The following is a 22,921-nucleotide window of genomic DNA, read 5'->3' on the forward strand; positions in this document are numbered from 1 at the left end:
GTATTTTACCATATCAGTTGGGTTGAGAGTGGGTTAGAGAATTGAGCGCTGTGTTTTCCCCGTTCAAATAGGCCTGAAGAAGTTGTCTCCATCCCTCAAGGGTGGCTGGGAATCCGCCTGTCTGGAGGATTTTGCCTTCTTTATCCAAGAGTAATTGCTCGGGGAAAGCCTGGATGTGGTATTGCTTCAAAGCCGGATGGCTGACTCCGCCTGCATAGAGATCCAGCGTATTGACGGTGGTTAATTGGTTTGTGGCGAGGGTAGATTTCCATAATTCCCGGTCCCTGTCGCCTGTGATGGTCACAAAGAGGATGTCCGGGTGTTGGCTAAACTCTTCTACCAACGGAAGGAATTTGTGTCTGGCAAATGCCAGACAGGAACCGCAACCGCTCAACCAGAAGTCAAGGAAGACCAGCTTACCCTTCCAGGATTCGGGATAGACCGGCTGCCCTTCTTCATCCCAAAAAGGCTGGTTTATAATCTCCCTGCCTTGCAGGTTGGCCATCAGGATCCGCTGGAGGTAACTTGCTATCCAAGGCGACTCAAGCTTCTCCATCAGGTCGGAGATCAACTGATCGGCGGCTGCCAGATCCTTGTACTGCCGGACCAGAAAAAAAGCATTGACCTGGTTTTGAAGATCTACGGGTAAGGCTTCGGTCAGATGGGTGAAGGAAACTCCCGAGTAGAGTTCCAGCAGGTAGTTTTCAACATACAGGGACTCTACAAACTCCAAAGGAAACTCCTTGATCGATCGGATACGATCCAGTTCCGCTTCCTCCAGCGGGTTTTCCAGAAGCAATTGTCCCCATTCGGGTGAGGTGGCTCTGGTGAGAACCATAAAGTCCAGCGCCTGCATCCGGAGCTTCCCTCTCCAGTAGAGCCAAAGCCAGTCGTACAATGCAGGATCGAGTTGGTCCTGATAGCGCTTCAGCTCCTGGAATACGGGATGATCCTGCCCGGCACTGTTCAGAAGAAACTCGGCGCGACCGAGCCGTTCGGAATCTTGGATCAATAGTTCCATCTTTCTGTTCCAGCCGAAGGAATGATTTTCGGCTATTTTTTGGTAGTCGGCTACTTTCTGGGGGCTGTCCAAGACCCGCTCTTTGCCCGAAGTGAGCATGACGGGGTTGATGGATTTGATCCATGCAGCCGCCAGGTCCTGAAGCTGGAGCTGGAGGCGAAACTTATCCTGTTGGGGTCCCAAAAATATCACCTTCCCGGTGCTGTGGTCGATACTTAGCCTGAGAGAGTCCTGTGGCTGAACCCAGATATCCTGAATAAGGATTCGGCTGTCCTGACTGACTTGAAGTCTGCCAAACCCGTCCTGCATAGGGATTTGGAGTTCCCCTTCCCACAGCCCCATGGTTCCTTCCAGCATTTCGCCTGGAGTGAGAGACAGCGAATCCTGAACCTGGAGGATGTAGTCATACCGGAAGTCCAACTCTTGGGAGCTTACCGTAATCCCCAAGTCTTGAGGCTTAGGTCCGGGAGGAGATTCTATCTCGATCCGGAGGTTGAGGGGTTTTTCCCCCACTTGGGCAGAAGGGATTCCTCCCTCCTGCCCTTGGGAAGTAGAGTCATCAACTAAACTAAATCCCTTTGTTGTTGGATGTGGGATGCTGGGTGCGGGATGACCGGACACGTCACTGCGAGCGGAGGCACGGAGCGAAGCAGTCTCATCAATCAGAGACGGAAGTGGGGACACGTCACTGCGAGGAGCTCCTAAGAGCGACGCGGCAGTCTCCTCCTTGGGCCCATAATGGTACTTGAGGAAAGTATCGGGAAGGGTTTCCCCTCCCCGATGGGTGTCTCCTGAATGTGGGGAGACGTGGAGGGCCGAGGGATAAAGTGGCGCCTCCGTGGGTGAATCAGCAACTCTGCTCTGGGCTGATGAGGAGCTTCCGGCAAGGCATAGGAGTGCCAGGAAGCATGTTTGTAGGAATTTTTCCATATGCTTTTAGTGTTGGAAGCTGGGTGTTGGATGCGGGATGACCGATGTCGCGGAGACGTCACTGCGAGGAGCCCGTGAGGGCGACGCGGCAGTCTCATACCTGGGTCAACAGTCCACGGACCGCGGTCGACAGCCGAGTACGATTCCCAATGCCGGAGACGTCATTTCGACGACGCAGGAGGAGAAATCTCATCCTTGGGTCAACGGTACAGCAAAGACGTAGTCCTCCCACCCGACCTACAAATGGCCAGCTTCAGGTTAAGAAATGTGTGAAATGGATAAGCGCGAATTCCTCTGCAGCGGAAGGCTTATCATTGGTCAACGGTCGACAGTCAACAGTCCACCGCAACGTACGTCACTCCCCGATTAGTAGTGATAGTCCCGCCAGAGTGTACAAAGTCCGTGCGGGAGCAATCCGGGAGAAAAAGTGTGTTAAGTAATAAATCAAATCGGGTTCTTTGGCTTCAGGGGAAAGAGGCGGTCTACCCCCGTCATCCCCAATTCCGTAAACTCGATTTTAATAGGCTGAAAACAACACATATCTGATTCAAATCCAGCATTGGACGGAGCGCATCCAAATCTTGGATACCGCTTCAGTTTCAATACTTGGAGGTTTCTGGACATTTTCTAATGAACTTTTCTTGGGATATTTGAATCAAATATTTCGATTTTATCGAATCTTGGCTATATTGAACTAAGAATCCTTACGAGCAAATTTTGGGATTTAAATTGATTCAAAACCAGTAAAAAGGGTTCTAGGCTAGTATTTCAAGTTCTAATTCAGTAAAAATCAATTCCTATGGAGCGTCCACAGAAAATCATGAGGATACTGAGAGAATCAAACGATTACTCTCAGGAATATGTGGCTAATGTTCTTGACATCACGCAAAAGACCTACTCAAACCTTGAGTCCGGGAAATCAAAGCTGACTGTCGAACGGATTCATCAACTAGCAGATCTTTACCATGTGAAACCGGATTATTTTCTGTCGGAAGAATTGCCAGTGATCAATTACAACACAGGACCAAATAGTCACGGCGGAAACTTCGAAACCTATAACAACAATATTGGACAGCTAGAATTTGTGAAATCTGTTTATGAAAAAATGCTTCAGGAGAAAAATCAGACCATATCAAATCTTGAAATTCAAATAGAAAAATTGACCTCAATAATTCAAGAATTAACAAAATCAAAATGAGCTTAACAGTTATAGGATCTTTTCGAATTAGCCACAACTATGCACCGGAACACGTTGCTGCTGAATTGGACATCTCTGTTGAGGAGTATTTAAAAATGGAAAACGGTGAGCAATTGGTAACAACTGAACAAGCCGGAAAACTTGCTTCTTTTTATAATGTTGATCCTGCACTTTTCTTCTTAAAAGGATTGTCAGTTACAAATTACAATCATGGGCCAAATTCGCATAGTGGCCCGATTACAACTTATAATAACAACTATGGATTTAAAGAGTTAGTGGAAAAATTGATGATTGAAAATGATGAGTTAAAAACAAAAATAGAACGAAACAAATAGATTAATTAGTATCAGAAGGATAATATTCTGTTTTAAAGAATAATATTTAGAAAATCAAACAAAAACTTCAATCATACAACCTTAAAAACCCGTGAAATCGTGTTCAAAAGCATTTCTAGACAGATACAACATGAATTTTTGTAACAAATCATCAGAATATGGAGATTTGTAATGCCTCACTCGTTTAATGGAAGTATCTAAAACTCTCGATTTAGGATCATAAATTTTAGTACAGTCAATCTTAAACCTACGCAAATCTTCTATACTTGATATGATCTTCTCCGTATTGCTTAAATGCTCTTTTAATATCCTAATTTCTTCTTTAATCGCAGCTTTCTGAGGCTCTTGAGTTTCTTTCAAAGTCTGTTGCTTAGCCATTATACTTGTCTCGACGGTCTTCTTGACTGCGCTAAAATCGACAAGTCTCTTTTCAAAAGGCAACAAAGATTTATAAATATATTCGTACCTTTTTAACCAAGGGAAGTGAATAAGCTCGTTAACTAGGTTAGCAACACTAAAATTTAAAGAGGCCTTGCCTTCCTCATTAAAAACTGATAAATCCAAAATATCCAGCGATACAATCTGAAAGCCGGGAAAGTACGCTACATAAAACCTATCTGAACTTTCCGCAACCTTAACTTCTTCTGTTGTGATATTTAATTTATCCTTTAAAATATGCTTCAAAGGAATAAGCATTCCTGCATCATAGCTATAATCTCGCTTACCACAGTGTTCGTCTTTTGCTCTTAGAGCCAAATTGCAGGGCTGAACTAATAATATATACTCTTTATCTTTAATCTTAAAAACATCTCCATTTGTTAACGGCAAATGTAATTTATTAACAACATCACCAGACAAATATAATTCGCTAGTTCTAAGCTCTATCAACTGTTGATTAGGGACTATTGATGTATATCCTGTTTCTTTTAAATCTATTTCCCTAATCTGCTTAATCGAGCTGTTAAACTTTTTTCTTACTTCTGGATCCGAAATCATATTATAATTTTCCTCCTTAGATAGTATACCGTACAGTCTAAAAAGAGTACTAATCTCCCAAACACCTTCTTTTAATGATGATTTTTGAATAATCTGATTAAAGGTTTTCGGAGTCATTTTCTTTATACGTTCTCCAGCTCTTTTGTTGGATTTTTCAAAAACAACTAAAGACTCTGTCTTTAATTGCTCTACATGTGGCAAAAGCAATAGATTCTTGATTCCTTCTGCAAATCCTATTATTTGAGGGTCAAAAGCAAACCTACGTTTCGAGATAGTATAAAATCGGCCTTCTTCAATACTGTAATCGACCGAATATCTATCTCGATACTCGTCCTCTTCTTCCTCCGTAAACTTATGAGAAAAAATACCACATACAACCCGCTCTGTACAATCTCGTTCATCTATAAGTAATTTAGCAAGCTCAGCACCATTTCGACCTGGTATAAGTTTGTTACCACTTTGAAACTCAAAATCAAACAAGCACAATGCTCTCTTCCCTACTTCGAGATCTCTAATAACTTGATATTTGTTTGTAATCCATTCATCTGGAGTCATTAATTTAATTCTTTCTTGATAACAATTCTTAATTTCCAACGCAGGTATAATATTAGCGCTGTCATCATCTCTAATATATGTAACCACCTCATACAATAGTCCCGATTTATTTTCTGAAGCATCCCAAAGCCCCAAGATTAAACTTTCAAATCTCGGTAAAGGCCCTGTCCAATCTATGCCATTGAATGTATTACTCCTAATATAATTCGTATTATTTTTTAGCTCAATTAAACGAGCTTTATACACTTCTCTCTGACCTTCAATGTCAAATTTATCATCTACATATATGATGTGGGCTATGTTCTCTGTATCTAATAAATTAACTGTTGTTTGTATTGCTTTATTTCGCAAATCTTGATCTAGTAGGATAGCAAAGACTTCCCCTTGAATACTAGCTGATACATTATTCTCCATTAGCTTACAATAATATTGGAAAGGTTAATAGCAAAAATATATTTTCTATTGTGTTCGTTTCTGTTAGGTTCCAATGCGATTGTACATCCTGATGAATCTAATAATTGTTGAATGATAAATAAGCCTAAGCCTCTTCCTTCTCCTTTAGGTTTGGTAGTTACAAATGGTTCAAATATTTGATTCTCTATTGCTGGTGTCACGCCATATCCATTATCTGAAATATAAATCCACGGCGCTTCTATTTTTATGATAATGGAAGGGCCAAATTTTGGTTCATTCTTGCTCCTCTCATTGAGCCAATATTCGGAATTGATTAAAAGATTATCAATAATTTGAACAAGTTTCCCTCTATTCACTGTAACAGAAAAATCAATATCGTTTATAACACTAAACTCAATTAGTTGCTTCTCAAATCTATTATCATAATAATCCCTTTCATTTTCAAAAAAATCGGATATCTTAAAGGATGACTTTTTATCTCTATTATATTTTAAAGCAGGATCAAGATGTTTTAACTGAATTTTTAAACCATTTACAGTTGTATTAATGTACTCAATAAAAACATATACATCTGAATCAGTTAACTTTCTAGATTGCAATTTTGTAGCATAAAAAGAAGCTTTTTCTGCTAATCTATCTGCTATTGAAGCAAACTCATGGCTTACCGATTCGGCCGTCAAACCTAAGCTTGCCAACTCAGAAAAATTAGTTAATTGTTCCTCCAAAATTTGAATCTTGGGTTCTAGTATATCAATAACCTCATTAAGTCTCTCTGTTCTAGCGATGACAGTTTCAAGCCTTTCAAGGGTATTTTCAATTGCTTTTAACTCTTCTGTAAGTGAATCTATTCTATGAGCAGCTTCTTTTTCTAATTCTGTTGTAAAAAGTGGGTCATTCTTTACAATTTTACTTGTATTATCAAGAGCTCTTATTGAGTTGCTAACAAGGGCCTTAGATTTTATAAAATCATCTTTTACCTCTTCCGTTTTTGATTTAGTTTCTTTAAGTTCTTTAAAAGCCTGACTAGCTGTTTTTATACCACTATTTTCAACTTTATAAGTACTTATAAAGTCATTATAATTTCTTCTAATAGACCTCTGATATAAATTGATTTGCTCCTTAATAAAATGTATTAATGAAAAAAAATTCCTAGAATAAGGATTTGATATTAAACCAGATCTATCTGTCTTATCTTTCAATTCATAATTTCGTCCTTCATCAATAGAAACATACCCAATTACGTTATCAGGTCGTAAATCATAAAACGAAGTCTTTGTTTGTGAACTTGACAGCCCTAACCAATCTTTATTGTTGTCATCAATACCATAAGGCAATACGGCAAATCCATTTCTATAAATCTTAATTCCGATTTGGGCTTGGGCAAAATCTCTATAGCTTTCGAATTTCCCAAAAATACCTCTTATAGTATTTTCATTTTTCAATTGCTCTTCTTTATATGAGAACTCATTTATTTTACCAGAAAATTCGCCAGGATTTGCTTTTCCTCCGTTTGATATTTCCAATTTAACATCTTTATCTATATCAAAATCTCTTTTAAATTCTATAAAATAAGGACTTTCAGACTTCTTTAAATCACTTATTTTACTTTGCAAATATTCATACAGCTTTTTTCCATTATCAACTTCAACAAAATTGTGGTAGGCTTCCTTCGAATCTATATCATTTCCCAAGAATTTTGCTAGCCTTGATTTTCCCGAAATAGTCAGAATGTTTTTTTTTATTTTGAAAGTAAAATTGGAAATCGCCAAATCGGATAGTCCTTCATTGAACTTATCCAATTCAATTGATTGGCCATTTACTTTAAGATATACCTCAAAAGGTCTGTTCTCCTTGTATGGGGATATTACTTGTAGAATTTGCCCCTTAAATTTCTCTAGATTTTTTCCTTGCCAAACCTCTGAATTGTTGAGGTCGGTTAACAAAAGTGTTGTACCGTTCTTCTTTTTGCTATCAAATGAGTCGTATTTTACATTCACATCACTTAAAGCTTCTTCTTTCTCAAAATCTTTCCAGTTAAACGCAATGTGAATTCCTTGCTCGTTTAATTTAGTTGTAAAAATTTCGCAAATGTTGGCAAGTCGTTGCGTACTCAACCTTCCTAAACCTTTTTCTCCAAGAGGAGTTCGCCCGTCTGGTGTTTTTTCCTTTGGACCATTTTGGTTTCTTTTACTAGAATATGAAATCAATAACCAAGACTTCATAATAGTCTTTTCATCCATTCCAAAACCATCATCTTCTACCACAATAAATCCCCTTTGTTCAGGATAAAAAACCTTCTCTCTTGTATATTCTCCACTTGTATTAATTTCAATAGAGACATAAGATGCATCGGCATCATAAGAGTTTTTAATTAACTCTAGAAGTGCTGTAACTTCATCAGGCACCAGCTGTTCCCCCAATTGTTTAACTATATGAGGTGTTATATCAAAATGATATTTTTGTTTAGCCATTTAATACTTGTTCTTAAAAATTAAAATCTTTTCCTTTTTCATTAAATCTGAAAAATTATTTCTTCCGGGCATTCTTTTGCTTAAAATATCTCTCTCAAGATCAGTTACCAACTCAATATCCTTGGACTGAAGAATCTCGGAAAGGATTTTATCATTTTTAATCTCTGTTTTATTAACATTCCTATTTCCTATAGTCCAAACCATAAAGGCGCCAGGTTTTAGCTTAGTTACCATATTATCAATAGAAAGATCCATATCATGAAAGAAGTTCAAGACTTTCTTTGCTTTCTTCTTTTTCTCGAAATCAAACTTTTCAAACAGTCCTTTTAGCTCGCTTGATTTTTCAAAAAGCTTCTCCTCAACCTCAGAAAAGTTTTGAATCATTTTACCTCCTAAACTATTACTGTCGATTTCCATCGTGGATTTAAGGTAATCAATATAAATATTAGGATCAATATCTTCCATAGGAATCCACTGAAGTGGCAGATATGAAAATTGCCCGTAGGTTACGGTTGTTTGATTGTCACCGTAAGGAGGTGAAGTCACCAATAGATTAAATTGCTTTTTTGTGTTCAGTCCGCCAAGAGAATTCCCCCAAACCACATCTACATTATTTTTATATTGGCCATTTTCAATATGATCCCCTTCCTCTAAAATACGACAAAACTCGATGATATCCCTTGTGCTTCTTTTTACTAGGCTAGTAAATAACTCAATTGGAGATAACCTTCGATTCTGAATGTCATCTGACGTTCTGACATGTAACTTAAACGTCGATGTTCTGTCATTACTCACAAGGCGAATCACCTCAGCAAGCGCCACCCAAAAAAACTTTCTGATCAGCAAATTATCTTCCGACAAAATTCCCCTGCGTAACTTAGAAAGCTCCAATTGCACCTCGGCTTTAAACCACTTATCGATATTTTTAAAGTCAACCTCAATCCGAACTGACGTATCGGAATTAATTTTGGACATCAATACCCTTCGAGCTTCTTCTAGCTCCGTCGACAAGTAATAGGAGGTCTTTACTTGACTAACTAGAAGTGAGAGGGGATTAATATCCTGACCAAATACCTCACAACCTTGTTTCATTCCTGTAACCAAAGTGTTAGAAGCACCCATAAACGGATCAATTAGGGAAATTTTCTCGTCCAAATGCTTGGATAGACAATGAATAATCGGCTCCTGGACAGCTGGAACCATCATAGCAGGGTAATTCAAAATACTTCTGGCGAAATCACTTCTTTTGTAATTCTTACCATTAAGTTCTTGGCTGGTGATACTCTCCAAGGCTTCTTTCAAATCGTTCTCGATCATTGTGTTTTTCTAATATTTGAAACGATAAGATCCTTAGCATCAACCTCTAACACCTCTGCTACTTCAAAGAGCATTTCGAGAGATGGCTGTCTTTTATTGGTGCACCAAGTAGAGATGGTAGAAATGTTTTTCCCTAGACTCTCCGCAAGCCATTTATTTGACTTTCCTTTTTCCGCCAAAACGGCCTTAAGTCGATTAATTCGCGATTCCATTCAATTAATTTAGAGATTACGCAAATTAGCAATTTTCTTAGTACCTATCATCCCGGAGGAATATTTCCGCTTTAGATGATCTGATTGTTCATGTAGATCGGATTCTAGAAATTAAGTTTAATTCACATACCATAATCAAGAAACCAATAAAAAACTGGAACTCGTCAGTTTGAGTATCCTATTTTCTTATACATTCGACCTGCAATCCCCATTAGCTTATCTCGGTCATTTTCCCTTGTATATTTCAACAATTGGACTAAATCCCGATCTTGAACTTCCAAAATAGCTTTATCGAGTAGAGAAGCTGAAAACAAGCTAAACCACCTATTTACTGGACGGAACTCCATTAGCTTGTATAATAACCTATCATTGTACTTTAAGCATTCCTTAAAAAAATGAATCCATCTATCTTTTGATATACCCTTTAAAATCTCGTCAACCACCTCTTGAGCTGCATTAGAAACTCCGTAAGCATTGCCTAGTTTTACAGAAAGAATTGCTGTTACACAAATCGGAAAAGCGGGTATCGGAATGACACTTCCCATACTATATAAAGTACTAACAGGTTTTGGCTCGTTATAAAAATTGTTCATTCCGTCGTGTGCCGCTAAAATCTCGTTTGCAACTTTTATAAATGATGCGGATCGGAAATCTTCTGGCACAAAATCAAATCCTCTAACTTTTAGCAAAGCACGTTTTAGTCCACTAGCGGCTTTGGTTTGACCGTTTGTGAATAGTTCAGAATAGGTTCTCCCAATTTGCCATTTTTCAGCATGCTGTAAATTGCCCCATAACATTGGTATAATAAGATTTGAGTTAGCCAGGGAATTTTCAAGCTGAGCACCATTCGAAGTTTTAATCAGTGAAATTAAAATACGAACAACTGCCCTGTGAAAAAAATATGGACTTTGAACTAGTTTTAGGATATAAGGATTCTCATCCTCAAGTATATTTCCCTCCAATTCAAGTCGAAAATTTTTAAAATCTATTGGAGCTTCAATTTTACTATAACGCAGTATACCTTGAATACAAGTCCTAACTATTGTTATAGCCTCGTCTTGCGTTATTTCATTCTCTTCATCTTCATCAAGTTCGGGTTGGTTAAAATGAGTAACAGTCTCCATTGCCCTTTTTAGCCTGAAAGCAGATGTTCCACTAATAACACCAAATTCCTCAGCAAGACGAATTGCTTCAAAATCAGAGATTGCTTGTTGAATATTCGTATGTTCATTAATGTCGGGTCTATCTAACATCTCTGCGATAAATGAAATTCCCATTTTACTCAATTGGCTCTTCAGGTATATTACTGCTTTTGTCCACGTATAGGTGGAGACCATATCATATGCCTCGTTATTAAATGCGGTAATAATTTGCTTTTTGTCTTTATTGTGAAGCTGAACCCCATAGTCAACTAAGTCTTCTATTTTAGAGACGCTTTTAGGAATGGCTGGCAAATCAACATTTTGCCAAAGAACAAGTTCTTTGCTACTCATTTTCTTCTATTTCTATTTTTCCGTCTTGAGACTGAATGTACACTGATTCAATACCCTTGCCAATCAACTTACAAAGTGTTAAAAAGGTTCTACTCCTTGCACCACCTGATGTATTCGTTTTTGCAATAGATTCAGGATGTTTTACAAATACATTATAAGCGGCAACCTCACCTCTATCCGTGAAGACTGTTATGCCATCACTTTCCATCATACCAACGATTATTGTGAAAAATCCATTCAATTTTGAGTTTGCCTGCAAATCATCTTTTTCTAAAAGCTCCTTTATAATTTCAGGAATATCAATCCTCTCTCTTAAAATTATACCATCTTCCAATCTTTTAGGAACCAAACTTTTGCTACCACTGATAGTACATGCCAAAGTGCCATGGCCAATTTTCAAAATCTCATTAAACACCTTTTTGAAAAAATTTGAAGTTTGCTCTCTAATGCTAGCGTCAACGTGTCTCACAATCGTCTTAATAAATTCAGATTGGCTCTCAATTGGTGACCTACTGGTTTCTTCTCTTCCCCCAAAACTTATCATTAAAGGCTCGTTCTTAACGCCCTTTATTTCTATTAATTTATCAGATATTTGATGAAGAAGAATAACTTTAAGTTCGTCTGTTCCGTTGTTTATTAAAAAGTCTTCAATGGAGACAGACAATAACGATGTGCCGGCTCTAAAAACTCCAAAACTAAAATTATCTTCATTTCTTTGAATATATATAGCCCAATCTGCTTCCGTCAGAGGAGCGCATTTTTTTAGCGCTCTTAACATTGTCTCTTTTGTCTTATCGCCCTGGCCAATATAACAGTGCTGAGACATGGGTAGTGACTTAATAATCAAATTCATATCGTCAACTATATATACTTTTGGAAACAAATCTTTCCCTTCTTCTCTATAATTTACAAGCTGATTAACCAAAGAAACTATGCCATTTTGTGTAATCAGGCATTCCATTCCTTCAGCTTCCAAGAACGAAACAGTCTCTCCTAAAATTACCGACCTAAGTGAAATAGGTTTTCCGCTTTTCATTTATATAAAATACATTTTATCTAATTATCATTAAAACATCTCTTACACGATAAGTACCCTTTTTTGAACAAATGAAGAGAAAATTCCCTAATGAATAACAAGTTTCCTTTTTGTCTACCATCTCCGCAAAAACTTGACTGACTTTTGTCTGTTTTTCTGTGTAAGAAACTGGTCTTCATTGATTAAAAACCGCAAAGAAGGTTGACTCCAATTAATTACTCAATGAAGATTTCAAGCTTCACTCAAAGCTAATACAAGGGTTTCGCCTCTAGGAGAGGCGGCTGAATCAGTGGTATACTTGAAAAAACATCCCTAACAATGCTGTTTTTAGCTCCGGGAATTTCAAGTCTAGAAGATAACGGTTCATTTTATTTGGTTAAAGGATGGCAATGCGGTGGCAGTGTTGGTATGGCTAAGAAAAGAAAAAATTAAGAGAGAAAAAATACCCAGTACTGGGTATTTGGAGAAAAACGTCGAAAATTTGAGGATAAAAAACAGTTTTTTTTGGAACATCTGAGACCGACTAATCGTGTTCGGCATTTTCACCAGACGAGCTGAAAGGACAATGGGCGGAAAATCCTGCCGAATATCGCTTTACGGCCTGCGGTGGATCTTGTACTTAAACTGCACTGCTCGTGGCTGCCAAAGGGTCAGCGTCTGTTCCGCGAAAAGACTTCGCTCCTGACTATAGACGTGCAAGTGGTCACTGTTTTTTAACTCTATTCTGGGCATGGGGCGTTCGGTCAAACTTTTAATTTGACATCCTTCCCAAAGATAAAGAGCACCTTATCCAGCTTTTCCCTGAATTCCGTTTGTTCGTGAGGAGGTACTCGCTTGATCATGTTTTGAAACCATGTCCGATAGGAATCCAATACTTTTTTGTCTGCGCTTTTGTAGAGCTCTTTCTTTCTGAGTTTGGCTACCGCCGCTTCCGAAAACTCTTGAAGCTTAAAAAGCTCAAAGGCCCGAAGTACGTGCTGATCGACTATGGGCTGTTGGTGATCTGCGAGGCTTGCCCCGTATTGTTTAAATACCAAGGAATAGGATGTCCTATCCCCTTCCCTGCCTGTGATGCCGTCGATCAGGTGCTGTACCTTGTGGATGTCTCCGTTTTTCCAAAGGACTGCGGCGAGAAGTTTGGTCAGGGGATCTTTAGAAAATTTCTCAGGATCTAGTTTGTGGTCCGCAGTAATTAATTCGGATTTTTTCAGTTGGTCGATATCCTCTCGTGTGAGGTTAAAGTCGAAATTTGGGTATTTCTCGTAAAAGGAACTGATTCTTTCTTTGAGCCCCTTGTCATTGATGGATTTATCTAGTTTCTCCAAGCTATCCACCGTCTCGAGTTCCTGGAACCGGGATTTTATGAGCTTGTGAGCTTCGAGGTTTTCCATTTTTGTTAGCACTTAAACTTTGATGTTCGATGTGTCTCCAAATTTTCTTGACTTGGCCATTGGTACCTTTCCCGAGGAAGGAGGATATTCTTACCATCCAGAGCGGTTAATGCATACGGATGGGATTTATCTTCCGTCACCGATCTGGAGACCATTACTCTATACTCCGAATCAATGGTGATAAGTCCGGCATCGAATGCCCGATGGAGGTTAGGGCAAAGCGCGATTCCATTGGTCACCTGATCATCCTGGTCCCGGCTGAAAGGAACGATATGGCATGCATCGATCAGGTACTTTCCCTGGGATGAGCTCACCTTCATGCCGGATATTGCACAGGTGTTTTGATAGATTTCGGGCACCATCTTTTTGAAGGTCCAATTTCTCACATAGACCCATTCTTCCTCAGCTACCTGCAGACGCATTACTTTGGGGATTTCGTTGAGGACGTAATCCTCGACCGCATGGAGATAGGACCCGCGATTTCCCCTTCCTTCAAAGTATCGTTCTTTCGAAAAGGGAAAGTATGTGTGGATGAGGGACAGTCTTACGGCGTCCCTGTTTTTCTGCTGGGTCAGCAAATGAAAGACCGGCAAAGTCAGACTGGCGAATTCGACTATCTCTGCCAGGGTATGGATGCTTTTGATATGCTTGTCCAGGAGGGCACCCGGTAATGTCTGGATGTTCCAAAATGCAAACCCCTCCAGCTTATCATTCTGTAGATGATAAAACGGCAGTGTGAAGTCTTCTTTGAATCCCGTCGGAGCGAGCAAGTCCCAGTTTTCATGGAACGCGGAAACCAGCTCTGCATTGATGTAAAACCTGTCGTCGCTAATGTGACCCGACTCGATGAGGTCAAGGAGTGTGAGGATCAAGATCGGCTTGTGAGGTGCTGGACCATAGGGGGTAACGCCTCTCCTGAGTTGGGTGAGTCCTTTTAGAAAGCTATCTAGATCCATTTCGATTAAAACCTTAAGGGCAAACTAAGGAGAATTTGTGATTATTCCTTAAGGACCTTGTTGCTAAAGAATGATTGAAAGCAAAGCAATTTGTTTAAATAGAAAGAATTAGTCTATTTCAAGCTATCCAAAGAGTCGTTTCAATTATCATTAACGCATGCAGGAAGGAATTTACGAATCTCTGATATCCAAACTTGTTCAGTCCAAGCTTGATGATCTGGATCAAGCCATATTTTTCATTGATCAAAAACCCATTGACAAGGCTGAGGCAAAGGATGTGCTTTCTCAGTATTTCTCCCTGGTACTCAAAAGAGCCCTCTCCTATTTCTCAGGCGAGGATGCCCTACTGAAGCAAATAGAACTGGTCAATAAATTGATCTTCCTAATCAAAGATGAGTTGGATGAGGAAGATTTTGAGCAAGATCTATTGGCGCTTAATACTAATTTTCTGACTGCCATTTTTTCCAAGATCGATTTAGGAGTTTCGGACTTTCAGTCCTTTCTAAAAAGGATCACGCCTGAATCCCGATTGATCTTCAGTTCCCTGATCACCGGTGGTGGCGGACCGAAGAAGCTCCAGATGGACGGGGAACTCCAAAAGGAGATCAGTTCTGCGGACCGGATTGATTTCCTGGTATCCTTTATCAAATGGGAAGGACTCCGCCTTCTGATGCAACAGCTTGAGGAGTTTACCAAAAGAGGTGGAAGACTGCGCCTGATCACCACCACCTATGTGGGAGCTACGGATGCAAAAAGCGTGGAATTCCTCTCTCAACTGCCAAATACCGAGGTGAAGGTATCCTACAATACCAAGAACGAACGGGTGCATGTGAAAGCGTATCTATTCTATCGTGATACGGGTTTTAATACCGCATATATCGGTTCGTCCAACCTATCCAAATCTGCGCTGACCAAAGGTCTGGAGTGGAATGTGAAGCTGAACAATACCGAGATCCCGCATGTATTAGAGACAGCGCAGCATACCTTCGATACCTATTGGAACAGCAAGGATTTTGAAACCTACGATCCTCTAAATCATTCGGAAAAGCTGAGGATCGCCTTAAAAGAGGGTCGATTTGGTGGTGGAGAAGGGAATGAACTCAACCTGGGATATTTTGATCTCAAGCCCTATACCTTTCAGGAAGAGATACTGGAGAAACTGGAAGTGGAACGATCTATACACGGGCGATTTAGAAACCTACTTGTCGCTGCCACGGGAACTGGTAAGACGGTGATCTCTGCTTTTGATTTTCGCCGCTTTTACCAAAAAAATCCAGCGGCAAGGTTGCTCTTTGTGGCCCATCGAAAGGAGATTCTTCAGCAGGCCATGGGGACCTTCCGGGGGGTATTGAAGGATCATAATTTTGGGGAGCTCTGGGTAGATGGCGAGGAGCCCAGCCAGTACAGTCAGCTTTTTGCCTCTGTGCAGACGCTGAATAACCGACTGGAAAGCTTGAAGTTGTCGCCGGGCTATTTTGACTTCATCATAGTAGATGAGGTGCATCACATCGCCGCAGCAAGCTACCGCCCGATACTCCATCGATTTACCCCAAAGATTTTGCTGGGGCTTACCGCGACACCAGAACGAATGGATGGCGCGGATATTCTGGCCGATTTCTGTGATCATATCGCTGCTGAGATCCGACTTCCTGAAGCATTGAATCAGAAGTTGCTGTGCCCATTCAACTATTTTGGAATCTCTGATACGGTAGATCTTTCGCAGGTTGCTTGGTCTCGAGGACGGTATATTCCTTCCGAACTAAGTAATCTCTATACGAGCAATGATCAGCGTGTAAGAAATATTATCAGTTCGCTGGACAAATATGTGACAGATGTTCAAGAAGTCCGGGCTTTGGGATTTTGTGTGACCCAAGAACACGCCCAGTTTATGGCCGAGAAGTTCCAGTTGGCGAACTTAAAGGCAGACTACTTGGTCAGTGGCAGAAATGAGAATCGGAAAGAAATCAGGAAACGACTGAGGAAAAAAGAGATCAATTACCTGTTTGTCGTGGACATCTTCAACGAGGGGGTGGATATCCCTGAGATTGACACAGTGCTCTTTCTAAGACCTACAGAGAGCTTGACGGTGTTTTTGCAGCAGCTAGGTCGTGGGCTACGACTGGCTGACGGAAAGGACTGCCTGACGGTGTTGGACTTTGTCGGAAATGCGCGCTCGGAGTATGACTTTGAGGGGAAGTTTCGAGCGATGATTGGAAAGACGAATACCTCCATTGCCAGTGAACTGGAGCATAATTTCCAGCATGTCCCCTTAGGGTGTTCCATTATCCTGGAAAAGCAGGCCAGGGAGACGATCTTGAAAAACATCAAGGCCTCGATCAGTCCGAATAGAATACAGCTTATCCAGAAGATCAAAAACTTCCAGCATCAAAGTGAGTTGCCGCTGACGCTGAAAAATTTCATCACGCTGTACCAGTTCCCATTGGAGATTATCTACAAGCGTGGCACTTGGGGCCGACTGACTTTTGAAGCGGGTGTAGGACCGGAGCCCGATCTAACAAATGAAAGAGAATGGCAAAGCTGTGTGGGAAAGAAATGGCTGTCCACTGAGTCTTATTCTTATTTCAGTTTTGTCCTTGGCCTAGCTAGAAGCAGTTTTCAGGTTGAGATTGCTTTCCTGACAGAAAATGAAAAAGCCATGTGTCTGATGCTCCACTATGATTTTTGGCAGAATGCGGGTGGTTTTGATTCCTTGGAGGCAAGCATCCGAGCTATTGGAAGAAATAAGGAACTGGTGAAGGAAATGATCCAGGTGCTGGAAATACGAATGGATCAGATTGGCTTTATGGAATTGGAGATCGACCTACCCTATACTCAGCCGCTGAAGGTGCATAGCCGCTATACGAGAGACCAGATATTGGCAGCTTTTGGATTCAGCACATTTGAATCCAAGTCATCAAATCGGGAGGGAGTTGCGGAAAGAAGTGATCTGAATACGGAACTTCTATTTATTGACCTCAACAAATCAGATGAGCACTACTCCCCTACGACCATGTATGAGGATTATGCTTTGAATGAGACCTTATTCCATTGGCAGTCGCAGAACGCGGCCCGACCGGACACTGGGAAAGGGTTAAGCTATGTCAACCATAAAACGACTGGGAAACGAATCCTGCTCTTCGTCCGTGAGGAAAAACAAAACCAGTATAAGAATACGATGGGTTATGTGTTTATCGGAGAAGGGAATATCCAGGATCACTACGGTTCGAAGCCTATGAGCATCAACTGGGAGCTAAACGAACCTATTCCGCCCTTTCTTTATCAAGCATCTGCTAAGCTTTCAGCTGGCTAAGAAGTTTCATTCTCTGACGGAATTTGACAGTTTGAGATTAGGTGACCCACCCTTGGGCTGATAGGATTCCTAATTTTGAACATGAACCAAATCATCCTGCTGTCCACAGAATACATCACCCCCTCAAGAACTATTGAACTGATAAACCTGGTCAATTCAAGATCTTCGCGCTTGGTCTATGTCTACAATTTCGAAGGAATCCATCTTCGGTTTTTTGATTCCTTAATTTCAATTCTTCAGTTTTTTGAATCAGGCAATGAACCTGAGTATTCCTTTACCACAGAAGAGGATTTGGATGCTTTTTTGAAAGATTTCAGAGTTAAGGGAGAAGCAAGATGAAAAACCTCCGCCTCAACTACCGCTACCGGGATGCGCATAATTACAAGGAATTTGGGAGTGTAGTATTTGCCAATCCTACCGGAATGTCCGTCGAGGAAGCCACTGCTCTACTCCGGGGAAAGTTGATATCCGAGGAGTTTTTTGTTCCCCAGGACTGGGGATTGCCTAGACTCCATACCCGGCCCTATGATCCGGCTGTGGATCATGAGTGGCATGAGTTTGAGGAGTTTGAATTGACTGATGAGGCGGCTACGGATGGACGGGAGATTGAGGGATTTTTGGAAGGGGTGGTGAAGGGATATGAGGTCTAAAAGCATCTCAATGGTAGTGGACAGCATCCCTCGCTCTCTTCCTTTATGTCCTTTTGGCTTGATCCAAAAGGACCAAAAGATCAAGACGCAAAAAAGCTTCCCCCCGCAAGGCCGGACGCCGGCCCGCTTTTGCGTCGGCCACCGCGCCGGACACAACAAGGCTTTTGCCAATCCATCGGTTTTTACTTTTTGTTGTGGTTTTGGCTTTTAGATGCGTTATGACGTGGGTGGTTTATCGACGCTGAGGCTGGTCAGGCGTGCCACTCCACATGCTGGCCTACCGATGCACTGGTCTTCCCGATGCTCTAACATTCGGGATTATAACCTCGGGACAGGCTCTCGCTAAAAATGGTTCGCCGCGGCGAATCATTTCACGCTCGGTCTACTGTAAAGGCATTTTTTGGGGTGAAATCGAAAAATTGAAGGAAAAGGGAGGTTTCGAGATCTTAAAGAGCTAATGTGGATTTAGGGAAATTGTGCCCATCCATATTTATACTTTTTCCCACGTTTAAAATCTTTAGAATGGGCTTTTTCTTCTCCGGACATTAAAACTTCCTCGTTCTGTTCCACCCAATTTGCAGGGTTGTTTTTAACAATGTTGGTGTTTGCAAGGATTGAAGCAGCTTTTAAAAGTTTAAAATGCAAGTCGGCTTTATCCTTAGACATTACATAATTGACAACTACATCTCTTTCTGCCTCAAGCACATAAATCAGGTTGACAATCTGGTCTAATATTTCACCAACCTTTTTTGCTTGAAAATCCTGTTTTTCCTGCATGGAAAGTATAGCTGCAGTAAGAAACCCATTTTTGGTTTTGAATCCATACTTTTTAAAATTGGTGAGTTCATCAATAATCCGATTTACCTCCCAACCTTCTCTTTCTTTATCTTTTCCCATGGTTGATTTTAATAAGTTTTACATAGCTTTCAATTGGCGCTAAGCCCTTGTCAAACAACAATTTAAAACTATTTTTTATTTATTAAAATCTCTTGACAAGTCAAGAACTCACAAAGTGGAGTTGAGAAACCGTTGAGAGGGGTCTTTTGGGACTTCAAAAGTTACTTTCTCTTCGAGCTCTTGACCCGAAATAATCGGGACAGGCGTTGATCCAAAAGGACCAAAAGATTAAGATGGAACCTTGCCCTGCAAGCTGGCCCGTCGCTAAATCCCACCCTGAAACCCGGCTCTTCGCTAGATTAGTCAACAGGATTAATCCTCAACGCTCAGTCCTCCTGTACTGGGTATTTTTCAATTACCTCACCCACGCAGCCCACCCTAAAGTCTGAGCCACCCGGACAAGACAAAGTCCAACCTCTTAGGGAGATTGGACTCTGGGGAAATTCGGGCACGCTAAGTAATGCTTATGGAGTAGTCAGTTCAAACTCATTTGATCCAAGACACATGTACGGAAGTAGCTCCGGACATTCGTAAGAAAGATTGAAGTTCTTCTTAGCGTTCGACAGGACGAGGGTACCGGCTACTGGCAAAGGTTCCGAACCCAGCTGTGGGACTAGATCCTCTTTACTTGGACAAATGCTATAATTTATTAAGGGATCTGGCCCATAAGACTCATTTATGGTAAAAACAAAGTCTTCATTTACCAAACTGTAGGTACCAAGTTGATAATTTTGATGACAGCGTACTCCTGAATCGCCTAGGATCACGAATCGCTCTACCAAGAGAGACCCATCTCCTTTGAACGTCATCTTGGTACCAGCGGATCGGCCCTCACTCTGAAGTACCGCTTCATAAGTGCCGTCGAGCACGAGCGCGAAATCCTGTGCGTCATCGCCTTCACAGGAAAAAAGCGCCATAGCCAGTAAACTCAATAGTAAAAATTGCTTTTTCATAGAGATGTTAGTTAAAGTTGGAAGATACTTATCTATGACGAATTTTTCAATAAGACCGCTACAGAAGGTTCGTTTCGAAAATTAAATAATCGTGAACAAGTCCACCTGGGGGAATTCAAATTATGATTGGAACTGGGTGGGATTTGCCTGCCCTGCAAGCTGTCCCAAACCTAAAAAAGTCCGCCGCGGCGGATTGTTTCCTAACGGTTTGTCTCCGACCGCGCCGGACATAACTGGGTCGCTGTCGGTCCAGAGGCTTTTATTTTTGTTGTGGCTTTGGCACTGAGATGTGTTGTGCAGTGGGTGGTTTGTGGACGCTGAGGCAGGTCATCCGCCAGATGGGTTATATTTATCGAAATGTGGCAGCATTTTGCCTAGCCAGGTGCCAGTTGGCAGAATGCTGTCCTATCCTAAAACAAAAAAAGAGCACAAGGCTCCTTTTGGTTACAGTTTATTTCCGCTGAATCCAGTCAAACGGGCAATGATTTTATATTTGCCAATATTTCTTTGGCTCTGTCCACTTTTTGCTTGAAAAGCTCCTTCCCTTTCAGGGATGCTCCGATGTTTTGCAGCTCTTTTTTAGCTTTAACGCTGCTTTTAACTACAATGACGTTGCTACCAGTCTTTTTTTCCATGTTTCCTGTCCTTAATGATACAGACTTTCTTTAAACCACTTCTCCTCAGCAATTGTAAGTAAACTGAATCACCTTTTCCTCCGTGCTTGGCGATATGGATCGGTAAAATTCAATCGAATGCTGATCCTCTTTATTTGCCAAAACAAATACATCCTTGAATTTAAACTTGCGACAGTATTTGACTGTAAATTCCATGAGTTTCTTGCCGATCCCTTTTCCTTGATATTCCTCCAAAATGGCAATATCATGTACAAAAGCCGATGGATGATTGATCACATACTGATCAATCATAAAGATGGTCAAGCCCCCTACAATCATCCCATCCACTTTGGCAACAATGACAATGAAATTTTCACCAAGTAAAATAAACCTAGCATGTCCCAGATTTGGTTTTTTCTTCCTATTCGTTCCAAAAACGGTTTCAAAGACTGAGTTCAGTTGAAGGTAACTTTCAAGATCATCTGCAACGAGTATTTCTAATTTAGATTCCATGTCAGAGAAATTTAGGATTTGTTCAAAACAAACTAATAATCCTTGTGAAGAAATCCAAGAGATCCGGCAAGGCTTCTGAAAAAAATTGAGGAAAGAGCACCCGCTATCAGACCGAGCCTGGAGGATGAAATGGACATTGAATTCGCTTTGTTTGAAGTCAATCCGGAAACCAATCCGGCCGAGTTTCTCAACACGTTCTAAGCTTGGGGAGATTATTGTGTTTTATCCGCTGAGGAGTATGGGAGGTTGAGGGGGTTGCTTTGAATGGATAGGTTTAAGAAACTGTCGTCAAAGGTCGATTCCAGCGTTCTGAGAAGTTTGAAAACATTTGATTGAGGCCTTGGGGACCCTGACTGTGTATTTCTCTGAGACTGTTCAATTAACTCACATTTACATCGCAGAAAAGAAATTGCGGTTTGTAAGTAAATCACTTACTTTTGTATCAACAGTACACGCCACGCTACCCACATGAACAGCGTCCCAGGGCGTGTCTTTTGCTTTTTGGACCTATGCTCCAGTTGTTATTTTCCCTAAATTAAAGGCCCATAGCCGGAATTTTTACAAGGAACTTTGTTTCGTTTATTTCGTTTGATATCTTAACAGAATCAACAAACATTTCCAACATCATGATCTCAATCCTCAAGAAACCAACGGTTAACGAACAAAAAACAGCCCAACAATCTGTTTCGAGTTTAAAACAACTTATGGCTGTTTCGACTTCGGAGGGCATTGTAACTTTTCAGGTGAAGGGGGAATCGTTTGAGGTGCCTCGAAAAGCGGCATTGATTCTGGAGCGGGTTCTTGAAGAAATGGCTCTTGGGAACAGTGTTGAAGTTACTTCGATAGAGTCAGAATTAACCACCCAGCAAGCCGCTGATCTGTTAAATGTGTCCCGGCCCCACCTGATTAAGCTGCTGGAAACTGGGAAAATCCCTTTTAAGAAAGTGGGGACGCATCGCAAAGTAGCCTTGAGGGACGTGCAGAAGTATGACTTTGACCTTAGGGAAAACAGGAGTAAAATTCTCGAAGAGCTGGCAAATGAAGCCCAAGAACTAGGAATGGGGTATTGAGTTTTGTCTATGATATCAGCTGTACTTGATGCCAATGTTCTTTATCCTGCTCCCATTCGCGACCTTCTACTGTCCTTAGCGGACGACGATTTTTTCAAGCCACTTTGGAGTGCAACCATTCAAGAAGAGTGGAAAAGAAATTTATTGATTAAGCGGCATGACATCAAACCGGAGAAACTTGAACGGACAACGCTATTAATGAATCAGGCTTTTCCTGATGCTATGGTTGAAGACTATCAAAAATGGATAGATGCGATTTCCCTAAAAGATCCAGATGATAGACACGTGGTGGCTATAGCCATCCAGGCAAACGCAAACTATATTATTACGATAAACCTCAAAGATTTTATGGGCTTTGTGGTGCCTACTGGAAGATTTGAGGTAATCCATCCAGATGATTTCATAGATCGGCTGATTGCAGAGAATCCCAAAGCGGTATATCAGAGTTTCGAAAAAATGGTTTTGAGGTTGAAAAATCCCCCTCAATCCAGAGCCGAGGTTTTAACAACTTTGTCTGGTTGCGGATTGGTAATAACGGCCAAGAAATTAAAAGAGATGGAGGCTTAGGAAGCAACGGGTAAAGCTGATC

Annotated in this window: 21 protein-coding genes; 8 read left to right on the top strand and 13 right to left on the bottom strand. The window is 40.9% G+C overall.

Features of this window, described 5'->3' with window-relative positions:
* Positions 1 to 13: 13 nt before the first annotated feature.
* Positions 14 to 1,951, bottom strand: coding sequence for a TlpA family protein disulfide reductase (locus G459_RS0112855; protein ID WP_157373327.1), 1,938 nt, complete (start codon positions 1,949 to 1,951; stop codon positions 14 to 16).
* A 37-nt stretch (positions 1,952 to 1,988) separates the two neighbouring features.
* On the opposite strand from G459_RS0112855, the gene G459_RS0112860 reads away from it, so the two are divergent.
* The 3 genes from G459_RS0112860 (at position 1,989) to G459_RS27400 (ending at position 3,484) form a co-directional block, all read left to right on the top strand.
* Positions 1,989 to 2,174: a hypothetical protein gene (locus tag G459_RS0112860; protein WP_026968025.1), complete on the top strand. Its 186-nt coding sequence runs from the start codon at positions 1,989 to 1,991 to the stop codon at positions 2,172 to 2,174.
* A 576-nt stretch (positions 2,175 to 2,750) separates the two neighbouring features.
* Positions 2,751 to 3,149 carry a helix-turn-helix domain-containing protein gene (locus tag G459_RS29425; RefSeq protein ID WP_026968027.1) on the top strand — a complete coding sequence of 133 codons (399 nt, stop codon included), beginning with the start codon at positions 2,751 to 2,753 and terminating at the stop codon, positions 3,147 to 3,149.
* Positions 3,146 to 3,484 carry a helix-turn-helix domain-containing protein gene (locus tag G459_RS27400; protein ID WP_051315203.1) on the top strand — a complete coding sequence of 113 codons (339 nt, stop codon included), beginning with the start codon at positions 3,146 to 3,148 and terminating at the stop codon, positions 3,482 to 3,484. Before G459_RS29425 ends, G459_RS27400 begins: the two co-directional genes overlap by 4 nt.
* Before the next feature lie 81 nt (positions 3,485 to 3,565).
* On the opposite strand, the gene G459_RS0112880 is transcribed toward G459_RS27400, so the two are convergent.
* The 8 genes from G459_RS0112880 to G459_RS0112920 form a co-directional block, all read right to left on the bottom strand.
* On the bottom strand, positions 3,566 to 5,449 hold the full coding sequence (locus tag G459_RS0112880; protein WP_026968028.1) for a hypothetical protein: 1,884 nt from the start codon (positions 5,447 to 5,449) through the stop codon (positions 3,566 to 3,568).
* Entirely contained in the window at positions 5,449 to 7,920 is a 2,472-nt protein-coding gene (locus tag G459_RS0112885) for a sensor histidine kinase (protein ID WP_026968029.1), read from the bottom strand. The genes G459_RS0112880 and G459_RS0112885 overlap by 1 nt, the downstream gene beginning before the upstream one ends.
* A complete protein-coding gene (locus G459_RS27405) occupies positions 7,921 to 9,237 on the bottom strand; it encodes a hypothetical protein (RefSeq protein ID WP_051315204.1) in 1,317 nt (438 codons plus the stop codon). It lies immediately after the preceding gene.
* Positions 9,234 to 9,449, bottom strand: a complete 216-nt coding sequence (locus G459_RS0112895) for a helix-turn-helix transcriptional regulator (protein ID WP_026968030.1) — start codon at positions 9,447 to 9,449, stop codon at positions 9,234 to 9,236. The genes G459_RS27405 and G459_RS0112895 overlap by 4 nt, the downstream gene beginning before the upstream one ends.
* 164 nt (positions 9,450 to 9,613) lie before the next feature.
* On the bottom strand, positions 9,614 to 10,942 hold the full coding sequence (locus G459_RS0112900; protein WP_026968031.1) for a hypothetical protein: 1,329 nt from the start codon (positions 10,940 to 10,942) through the stop codon (positions 9,614 to 9,616).
* Entirely contained in the window at positions 10,935 to 11,978 is a 1,044-nt protein-coding gene (locus G459_RS0112905; protein WP_026968032.1) for a hypothetical protein, read from the bottom strand. The genes G459_RS0112900 and G459_RS0112905 overlap by 8 nt, the downstream gene beginning before the upstream one ends.
* Positions 11,979 to 12,721: 743 nt before the next feature.
* Positions 12,722 to 13,369 (bottom strand): hypothetical protein, encoded by a 648-nt coding sequence (locus G459_RS28970; protein WP_157373328.1) that lies wholly within the window; start codon positions 13,367 to 13,369, stop codon positions 12,722 to 12,724.
* 5 nt (positions 13,370 to 13,374) lie between these two features.
* Positions 13,375 to 14,325 (bottom strand): HNH endonuclease, encoded by a 951-nt coding sequence (locus G459_RS0112920; protein WP_026968034.1) that lies wholly within the window; start codon positions 14,323 to 14,325, stop codon positions 13,375 to 13,377.
* A 157-nt stretch (positions 14,326 to 14,482) separates the two neighbouring features.
* Between G459_RS0112920 and G459_RS0112925 the strand changes: the two genes are divergently transcribed.
* The 3 genes from G459_RS0112925 (at position 14,483) to G459_RS0112935 (ending at position 18,285) form a co-directional block, all read left to right on the top strand.
* Positions 14,483 to 17,635, top strand: a complete 3,153-nt coding sequence (locus G459_RS0112925; protein WP_026968035.1) for a DUF3427 domain-containing protein — start codon at positions 14,483 to 14,485, stop codon at positions 17,633 to 17,635.
* A gap of 81 nt (positions 17,636 to 17,716) precedes the next feature.
* Complete coding sequence (locus G459_RS0112930) at positions 17,717 to 17,974, top strand: hypothetical protein (protein WP_026968036.1); 258 nt, start codon at positions 17,717 to 17,719, stop codon at positions 17,972 to 17,974.
* Positions 17,971 to 18,285 (top strand): hypothetical protein, encoded by a 315-nt coding sequence (locus G459_RS0112935; protein WP_026968037.1) that lies wholly within the window; start codon positions 17,971 to 17,973, stop codon positions 18,283 to 18,285. Before G459_RS0112930 ends, G459_RS0112935 begins: the two co-directional genes overlap by 4 nt.
* Positions 18,286 to 18,750: 465 nt before the next feature.
* On the opposite strand, the gene G459_RS0112945 is transcribed toward G459_RS0112935, so the two are convergent.
* The 4 genes from G459_RS0112945 to G459_RS0112960 form a co-directional block, all read right to left on the bottom strand.
* Complete coding sequence (locus tag G459_RS0112945; protein WP_026968039.1) at positions 18,751 to 19,182, bottom strand: hypothetical protein; 432 nt, start codon at positions 19,180 to 19,182, stop codon at positions 18,751 to 18,753.
* A 464-nt stretch (positions 19,183 to 19,646) separates the two neighbouring features.
* Positions 19,647 to 20,135 (bottom strand): hypothetical protein, encoded by a 489-nt coding sequence (locus G459_RS0112950; protein ID WP_035455858.1) that lies wholly within the window; start codon positions 20,133 to 20,135, stop codon positions 19,647 to 19,649.
* A gap of 470 nt (positions 20,136 to 20,605) precedes the next feature.
* Positions 20,606 to 20,770 (bottom strand): hypothetical protein, encoded by a 165-nt coding sequence (locus tag G459_RS29860; protein WP_157373329.1) that lies wholly within the window; start codon positions 20,768 to 20,770, stop codon positions 20,606 to 20,608.
* Between the two features lie 45 nt (positions 20,771 to 20,815).
* A complete protein-coding gene (locus G459_RS0112960) occupies positions 20,816 to 21,262 on the bottom strand; it encodes a GNAT family N-acetyltransferase (RefSeq protein ID WP_035455861.1) in 447 nt (148 codons plus the stop codon).
* A gap of 626 nt (positions 21,263 to 21,888) precedes the next feature.
* Between G459_RS0112960 and G459_RS0112970 the strand changes: the two genes are divergently transcribed.
* Both G459_RS0112970 and G459_RS0112975 read left to right on the top strand, forming a co-directional pair.
* Entirely contained in the window at positions 21,889 to 22,332 is a 444-nt protein-coding gene (locus tag G459_RS0112970) for an excisionase family DNA-binding protein (protein WP_026968042.1), read from the top strand.
* A 9-nt stretch (positions 22,333 to 22,341) separates the two neighbouring features.
* On the top strand, positions 22,342 to 22,899 hold the full coding sequence (locus G459_RS0112975) for a PIN domain-containing protein (protein ID WP_026968043.1): 558 nt from the start codon (positions 22,342 to 22,344) through the stop codon (positions 22,897 to 22,899).
* The last annotated feature ends 22 nt before the right edge of the window (positions 22,900 to 22,921 follow it).

Origin of the sequence: Algoriphagus terrigena DSM 22685, from assembly GCF_000429445.1 — a bacterium.
Lineage (GTDB): Bacteria > Bacteroidota > Bacteroidia > Cytophagales > Cyclobacteriaceae > Algoriphagus > Algoriphagus terrigena.

What these genes read in the sequence shown, in the direction of transcription:
- G459_RS0112855 (WP_157373327.1), bottom strand. Translation starts at nt 1,951, where the DNA reads ATGGAAAAATTCCTACAAACATGCTTCCTGGCACTCCTATGCCTTGCC.
- G459_RS0112975 (WP_026968043.1), top strand. Translation starts at nt 22,342, where the DNA reads ATGATATCAGCTGTACTTGATGCCAATGTTCTTTATCCTGCTCCCATT.
- G459_RS27405 (WP_051315204.1), bottom strand. Translation starts at nt 9,237, where the DNA reads ATGATCGAGAACGATTTGAAAGAAGCCTTGGAGAGTATCACCAGCCAA.
- G459_RS29425 (WP_026968027.1), top strand. Translation starts at nt 2,751, where the DNA reads ATGGAGCGTCCACAGAAAATCATGAGGATACTGAGAGAATCAAACGAT.
- G459_RS0112920 (WP_026968034.1), bottom strand. Translation starts at nt 14,325, where the DNA reads ATGGATCTAGATAGCTTTCTAAAAGGACTCACCCAACTCAGGAGAGGC.
- G459_RS0112950 (WP_035455858.1), bottom strand. Translation starts at nt 20,135, where the DNA reads ATGAAAAAGCAATTTTTACTATTGAGTTTACTGGCTATGGCGCTTTTT.
- G459_RS27400 (WP_051315203.1), top strand. Translation starts at nt 3,146, where the DNA reads ATGAGCTTAACAGTTATAGGATCTTTTCGAATTAGCCACAACTATGCA.
- G459_RS29860 (WP_157373329.1), bottom strand. Translation starts at nt 20,770, where the DNA reads ATGGAAAAAAAGACTGGTAGCAACGTCATTGTAGTTAAAAGCAGCGTT.
- G459_RS28970 (WP_157373328.1), bottom strand. Translation starts at nt 13,369, where the DNA reads ATGGAAAACCTCGAAGCTCACAAGCTCATAAAATCCCGGTTCCAGGAA.
- G459_RS0112960 (WP_035455861.1), bottom strand. Translation starts at nt 21,262, where the DNA reads ATGGAATCTAAATTAGAAATACTCGTTGCAGATGATCTTGAAAGTTAC.
- G459_RS0112945 (WP_026968039.1), bottom strand. Translation starts at nt 19,182, where the DNA reads ATGGGAAAAGATAAAGAAAGAGAAGGTTGGGAGGTAAATCGGATTATT.
- G459_RS0112895 (WP_026968030.1), bottom strand. Translation starts at nt 9,449, where the DNA reads ATGGAATCGCGAATTAATCGACTTAAGGCCGTTTTGGCGGAAAAAGGA.
- G459_RS0112925 (WP_026968035.1), top strand. Translation starts at nt 14,483, where the DNA reads ATGCAGGAAGGAATTTACGAATCTCTGATATCCAAACTTGTTCAGTCC.
- G459_RS0112880 (WP_026968028.1), bottom strand. Translation starts at nt 5,449, where the DNA reads ATGGAGAATAATGTATCAGCTAGTATTCAAGGGGAAGTCTTTGCTATC.
- G459_RS0112885 (WP_026968029.1), bottom strand. Translation starts at nt 7,920, where the DNA reads ATGGCTAAACAAAAATATCATTTTGATATAACACCTCATATAGTTAAA.
- G459_RS0112935 (WP_026968037.1), top strand. Translation starts at nt 17,971, where the DNA reads ATGAAAAACCTCCGCCTCAACTACCGCTACCGGGATGCGCATAATTAC.
- G459_RS0112860 (WP_026968025.1), top strand. Translation starts at nt 1,989, where the DNA reads ATGACCGATGTCGCGGAGACGTCACTGCGAGGAGCCCGTGAGGGCGAC.
- G459_RS0112930 (WP_026968036.1), top strand. Translation starts at nt 17,717, where the DNA reads ATGAACCAAATCATCCTGCTGTCCACAGAATACATCACCCCCTCAAGA.
- G459_RS0112900 (WP_026968031.1), bottom strand. Translation starts at nt 10,942, where the DNA reads ATGAGTAGCAAAGAACTTGTTCTTTGGCAAAATGTTGATTTGCCAGCC.
- G459_RS0112905 (WP_026968032.1), bottom strand. Translation starts at nt 11,978, where the DNA reads ATGAAAAGCGGAAAACCTATTTCACTTAGGTCGGTAATTTTAGGAGAG.
- G459_RS0112970 (WP_026968042.1), top strand. Translation starts at nt 21,889, where the DNA reads ATGATCTCAATCCTCAAGAAACCAACGGTTAACGAACAAAAAACAGCC.